The sequence below is a fragment of the Acinetobacter sp. RF14B genome (genome assembly GCF_006864105.1).
Taxonomy (GTDB): domain Bacteria; phylum Pseudomonadota; class Gammaproteobacteria; order Pseudomonadales; family Moraxellaceae; genus Acinetobacter; species Acinetobacter lwoffii_C.
In genome coordinates this window covers 21791-27790 of the sequence record NZ_SMTB01000033.1, presented here as the reverse complement: position 1 = coordinate 27790, position 6000 = coordinate 21791, and the positions used below count along the sequence as shown (strand labels likewise).

Below are 6000 nucleotides of genomic sequence, written 5' to 3'. Positions count from 1 at the left end.
CAGACGGATGGCATGGGCCTGATCCGTATTACGGTAAAACGGAAAATAGCGGGCATCATCATGATTGCCTGGAATCTGGTAATACGGCACATTCAGGGCCTGAATCGACTGAAGATAGCGGGCATAGTCCTCAAGAATTAGAGTATCGGCCGGATCAGCCTGAACCTGAGCATAAATGGCATAGTTCAGTCCAGCATCTTCAACAATATCTAGAATAGGAAGATGGAGTTTATGTTGAAACATGCCGGGATCAGTGACCAGCAACAGCCGTTCATAACGGCCTTTTTTAAGAATCTGGGACAATTCCTGAATCGCGCCAAGTCCGGCAATAATATTGGGTACGGTTTGAAACTGAAAACGATCCATGGGCTTATCCTTTCTTTTTATGCTAAATACGAGATTATTCTAGGGGGGTGATATAGGATTCATGCAGTAAATAACTTAACATAAGAATCCAGAAATTGATTAACTTTGAGGTTGTTTATGTCATCCAGAACGCCATATAAGGTGTTATGTGTCTGTTTGGGAAATATTTGTCGCTCTCCCACGGCAGAAGTGGTACTCAGACATTATTGTGATGCAAGGAAACTCAACATTGTGGTCGATTCAGCTGGCACCAGTAATTATCATCCGGGCAAGGCACCCGATTTGCGCAGTCAGCAACATGCTTTAAAGCGTGGCTATGACTTATCTAGCTTACGGGCACGTCAGCTGACTATTCAGGACTTTCTTGAGCATGACCTGATTCTGGCTATGGATCTGGAAAACCTGTCTAATATTCAAGACTTGCAAGCCAAGGCGGAAGCCCAATTCGGTGCTTTACGTGCCCGTATTGCCTTGATGAGTGAGCATGATCAGGACTATCCACAGCAGGCCTTACCCGATCCTTATTATGGAGGTGCTGAGGGCTTTGAGCGTGTGCTGGATCAATGTGAATCCAGTAGCAAAGCTTGGGTCGAGATTTTTCAACAGCATCAAAGCAGCCAGGTTTAAGTTATGCAGATTCAAACTGAAGTTCAGCTTAAATCCTTTAATACCCTGAATCTTGACGCGGTGGCTTCTTATTATACGGAAATTCAGTCGACGGATGATCTGACTGTTGCACTGGATTTTGCAGCACAGCAGCAGTTGAATAGTTTAATTCTGTCAGGCGGTAGTAATATGCTCTTGCCTGAACGCATCCATGCGCTGGTATTGCACATGAATATCCGCGGAATTGAACTGCTGCATGCAGATAAGCACCATCAATTTCTACAAGTTGGCGCAGGTGAAGTCTGGCATGATTTTGTGCTCTGGACCACTGCACAGCAGCTGTATGGGTTACAGAATCTGGCGCTGATTCCCGGACGTGTCGGTGCCTCTCCGGTCCAGAATATTGGCGCTTATGGAGTTGAGGTCGGCGAGTTTATCGACTCGGTACAGGTATATGATCGCCAGACCAAGCAGTTTGGGGCGATTGCTGCGGCAGATTGCCAGTTTGCCTATCGGCATAGTATTTTCAAAGATGACCCGACTCGTTATGTCATTACGCACGTTACGTTTAAATTACTCAAACATGAAGATCTGAAACTGAATTATGGAGATCTGAAGGCTGCGGTAGGTGATCATCTCACTGCAGAAAATCTGCAACAGCAGGTGATAGCCATCCGCCAAAGCAAACTGCCTGATCCTAAAGACTATCCTAATGTGGGGAGTTTCTTTAAAAATCCGGTGGTAGATCAGACAGATTTTGACCAAATTGCAGCAAATTTCCCGCATTTACCCCATTATCCGCAGCCTAATGATCGGGTTAAAATAGCGGCAGGCTGGCTGATTGATCAGGCGGGCTGGAAAGGTAAACAGCTGGGGCCGGTAGGGATGTTTCATAAACAGGCACTGGTACTGGTGAATTATGGTCAGGCATCGCTGAAAGATGTGCAACATACATATCATGCGGTACAACAGGCAGTCTGGGCACAATTTAAGATCATGCTAGAACCGGAGCCGGTATTATTTGATATAAATGGCTTAATCCGTTCTCATCAAGGATGAATAATTAAATGAAAAACACCTTTTGGATGGTCCGTCTGGTACAGCTAATCACGGGATTATTTGTGCTGCTCGGCTGTTTGCTGGTGTTATTCTATTCGCCTTTTTATTCGCATCTGGTGGTTAAGGGACTCAATCAGTTTGTCTCTCTGGAAGTGAATGAAGTTGCGGCACAAAGCCAAAAAATGGCTGCTTTGAGTGAGCATGACACACTGGAGCCAGGCTCTGATTTATGGATTGCCCGTCAGGCTTATTTACAGGTAATCGAGCAGGATATTCAGCAAAATAACTCAGCTAACCTAGTGCTGATTCAGGCCCGTTATAAAGCGTTGCAACAGCTAATCGAAGACTACCAACGTCAACAGCAGGAAGAAAAAGCTGAGCAAACTCCTCTACCGCAAGTGCCGTTATTGCCTACTCAGGCCGTCGCTGTGGAAATCAATGATCCCACCGAAAATGTCCGCCAGTTACTGGAATGGGACAGCAATGAAAATAAAGAGCGTATAGAGCAGTATATCGAGTTTTTGACTACTCATTCTTTGGAGCAGGAAGAAGCCAGCGCAGCAGAACTGGTGGACGAGAAAGCCATCCAGCAGGAGCTGGCATTGTTACAAGATCAGCAACAAAAGCCACTTAATAACGCCAAACCTTATGCAATTGTAGTGGTGGGTGGTGGTCTGACGCTGGACGAAAATGGCAAAGATATAGTGGTTAATAATTATACTCGACTGCGTTTGGAAACAACGCTAGAAGTTGAAAAACGCTTTCAGTTGCCGATTGTATTAAGCGGCGTTGAAGCGCCTTATATGCAACGCTGGCTACAACAATATGATGTCGATGCCAAACTGCTTGAAGATCGCAGTATGAATACCTGTGAGAACAGTCGCTTTAGCTCGTTATTATTACAAAAAAAAGGTGGGGCACCGACAGTGATACTGATTACAGATCGTTATCATATGCCGCGTACCCGCCGTTTATTTGCATTAAACGGAATTCAGACCATTCCGGTAGAAGCACCAATGCCGACGTCATTAACCAGATGGCGTCCAAGTACACAAAACTATGATCATAGTCGCCGGGCCAATTATGAACTGTTGGCCACCATACGCGATGTGTGGTTCGGATCCAGTGACTGTCGGGAGGTACCATAATGTCTGATATTCCATTTTTAAATCCTGCAATCCTGAAACAGCTTGACCTGCCTGTACCGAGCCGGGACATTACGCCGCAATTATTAGAGTCGCTGAATTTAAACCGGCTAGATGAGCAGGTATCACCTGATTTGCAATCCTATCGCAAGCTATATGGCTTTGATTCACTGGATTGTAAACACTGGCAGGGCTATATCGAAATGCCACTGTTTAGGCTGCATGTTCAGGTCTTTGAGCCTCATCTGGAAAATACCCGTTTTGACAAGATTCAGGGCACGGCTTTTTTATTACATGGCTATTTGGAACATAGCGGAATTTATCAGCCGATTGTACGGGAACTGCTGGAACAGGGATTTAGCGTACTGACCTATGACTTGCCGGGGCATGGGCTGAGCGATGGTTCACCGGCCAGCATTCAGAATTTTGACCATTATCAGCAGGTCTTGCATGCCGTATATCATTATGTCAAACATGCAACGCAATTACCGAAGCCCTGGGTTGGTATTGGACAAAGTACCGGTGGCGCGATCTGGATGCATCACTTATTGGAATTTGCAGAACGCCGCGAGAATCCTTTTGTGGATCGTGTGCTGCTGCTCTCTCCACTGATTCGCCCAGCCAAGACAGCCTGGTGGCATAATCCGCTTGGACTGGGAATTATTAGTCGGATTAAGCGTGAAGTGCCGCGGCATTTTAGACGAAATAACCATAATCCGGAATTCCTGCGTTTTATCCGTTTAAAAGATCCTTTACAGCCCCGTATGATGGGGATGGACTGGATTCTGGCCATGTCGCGCTGGATGCTGGAAATGGAAGAGCGTCCGGCTTGTCGTATTCCGGTTTGGCTAGCGCAGGGTGCGCAGGATCAGACGGTGGACTGGCGCTATAATATCGAGTTTATCCGGCGTAAGTTCCGTTTGCAGACCTTATTGATGCTGGAAGAAGGTTCGCATCAGCTGATTAATGAGCGTGCGGATATACGGGCAGCCTTAACAGGTCTTATTCCGGCTTTTCTGCATGCGCATGGCAGCAAAACCTATTATTAAGCAGCATCCAAAATCTAAAAGAGGCGTTGAATAACGCCTCTTTACTTGAGTAGGAATCTGAGACCTGTAAAATCAAAAGCGTTCCAGTTCAGCCATATTCCACATCCGGAAGTAAAAATTCTCCTCATCCTTGTTTTCACAAGACAGTAATTCGCCTTCTTTTAACCAGAAATGAATCTGCGCAAAATTCTTGATTTCATGATTGCTAATCCGCTGTGCCAGATGATGCGGCTTAATGGCTGAAGGATGCTCTAAACCTGCAGAGGCAATCAGTTCTGCCAGAGCATGCAGGGTGTTTTTATGAAAATGAAATGCCCGTTCAGCTTTGGTCGGGACATGCAAAGCCTTCTGACGGTTGTGATCCTGAGTGGTTACACCGACTGGACATTGGTTGGTATGACAGCTTTGTGCCTGAATACAGCCTACGGCGAACATGAAGCCTCGCGCTGAATTGACCCAGTCAGCACCCATTGCCAGAGTACTGGCGATGTCAAAGGCACTAATAATTTTACCACTGGCACCAATCTTGATTTTATCCCGGATCCCTGCACCTACCAGCGTATTGTGTACAAAAAGCAAACCTTCACGTAGAGGAGCGCCTACGTAGTCCACTAGTTCAATGGGGGCCGCGCCAGTCCCGCCTTCAGAGCCATCTACCACAATAAAATCCGGGTAAATCTGGGTATGCAGCATGGCTTTGACCATACTCATAAACTGCCAGGGTTGTCCCAGACAAAGCTTGAGGCCGACAGGCTTGCCTTTAGAAAGTTCACGTAATTGCCGAATGAAGTGCATCATTTCAATAGGGGTGGAAAAGGCCGGGTGGTTGGAAGGGGAAATACAGTCATGCTCACGACTGATGCCACGAATTTGGGCAATTTCTTCGGAAATCTTGCTCTTTGGCAGAATACCGCCATGGCCCGGCTTGGCACCTTGTGAGAGCTTGATTTCAATCATTTTTACTTGAGGTAGTTGAGCTTGGGCTGCAAAGCGTTCAGGATCAAACTGACCACTTAGCGTACGGCAGCCAAAATAGCCGCTACCGAGTTCCCAGACCAGATCACCACCATGTTCCAGATGATAGGGACTAATGCTGCCCTCACCAGTATCATGATAAAAGTCACCTTTTTTAGCACCCAGGTTAAGAGCGCGAACAGCATTGGCACTCAGGCTGCCGAAACTCATGGCCGAGATATTAAAAATAGAAGCAGAGTAGGGCTGACTACATTGTTCATTCCCAATCAGGATACGGAAGGTTTGTGGATCTGCAATCTGGCATGGGGTCATAGAATGGGTCACAAACCTGTAATTATCTTCATAAACATTCAGGATTGAGCCAAAAGGCTTGTCGGCATTTTCATTTTTAGCTCGCTGATAGACCAGACTGCGCTGCATACGTGAAAAAGGCAACGCATCACGGTCTGCTTCAATAAAATACTGACGAATTTCGGGGCGGAATTCCTCAAAAATAAAGCGGAAATGCCCCATGATTGGGTAGTTTTTAAGAATGGAATGCTTGGTTTGCAGGACATCATATAACCCAAGTAAACTTAGTAGAATAGTCACAATCCATAAGGTATTCACGAGGGTTTGTGGCATAAAATAATTAATATAATGCGGCTCATAACCGATATGAAACGTGGTAAAAATCACGGCAATAATAATGCACGCAAACCAGATCGAGTGGCGTGAAAAAAAAGTATTCAATAGTTTGTGGCGTATTAATTGAGCGGGGTTAGCCATTGTGATTTTATTTCCCTGAAGCTACATAGGCT

General features: G+C 45.9%; 6 protein-coding genes. 4 read left to right on the top strand and 2 right to left on the bottom strand.

Going from position 1 to position 6000, the window contains the following annotated elements; translation table 11 throughout:
* Positions 1-366 (bottom strand): iron-containing alcohol dehydrogenase (locus tag E2K52_RS06905; protein WP_151204420.1); only part of this gene is annotated, 366 nt, incomplete at its 3' end.
* A gap of 117 nt (positions 367-483) precedes the next feature.
* Between E2K52_RS06905 and E2K52_RS06900 the strand changes: the two genes are divergently transcribed.
* Genes E2K52_RS06900 through E2K52_RS06885 form a run of 4 tightly spaced genes read left to right on the top strand, consistent with a single transcriptional unit; the run spans position 484 to position 4225 of the window.
* On the top strand, positions 484-993 hold the full coding sequence (locus E2K52_RS06900; RefSeq protein WP_151204419.1) for a low molecular weight protein-tyrosine-phosphatase: 510 nt from the start codon (positions 484-486) through the stop codon (positions 991-993).
* Between the two features lie 3 nt (positions 994-996).
* Complete coding sequence (murB, locus tag E2K52_RS06895; RefSeq protein WP_151204418.1) at positions 997-2031, top strand: UDP-N-acetylmuramate dehydrogenase; 1035 nt, start codon at positions 997-999, stop codon at positions 2029-2031.
* Positions 2032-2039: 8 nt separating this feature from the next.
* Positions 2040-3179 (top strand): YdcF family protein, encoded by a 1140-nt coding sequence (locus E2K52_RS06890; protein WP_151204417.1) that lies wholly within the window; start codon positions 2040-2042, stop codon positions 3177-3179.
* Positions 3179-4225 (top strand): alpha/beta hydrolase, encoded by a 1047-nt coding sequence (locus tag E2K52_RS06885; protein WP_151204416.1) that lies wholly within the window; start codon positions 3179-3181, stop codon positions 4223-4225. Before E2K52_RS06890 ends, E2K52_RS06885 begins: the two co-directional genes overlap by 1 nt.
* A gap of 72 nt (positions 4226-4297) precedes the next feature.
* On the opposite strand, the gene E2K52_RS06880 is transcribed toward E2K52_RS06885, so the two are convergent.
* Positions 4298-5968, bottom strand: a complete 1671-nt coding sequence (locus tag E2K52_RS06880; protein ID WP_151204415.1) for an FMN-binding glutamate synthase family protein — start codon at positions 5966-5968, stop codon at positions 4298-4300.
* Between the last annotated feature and the right edge of the window lie 32 nt (positions 5969-6000).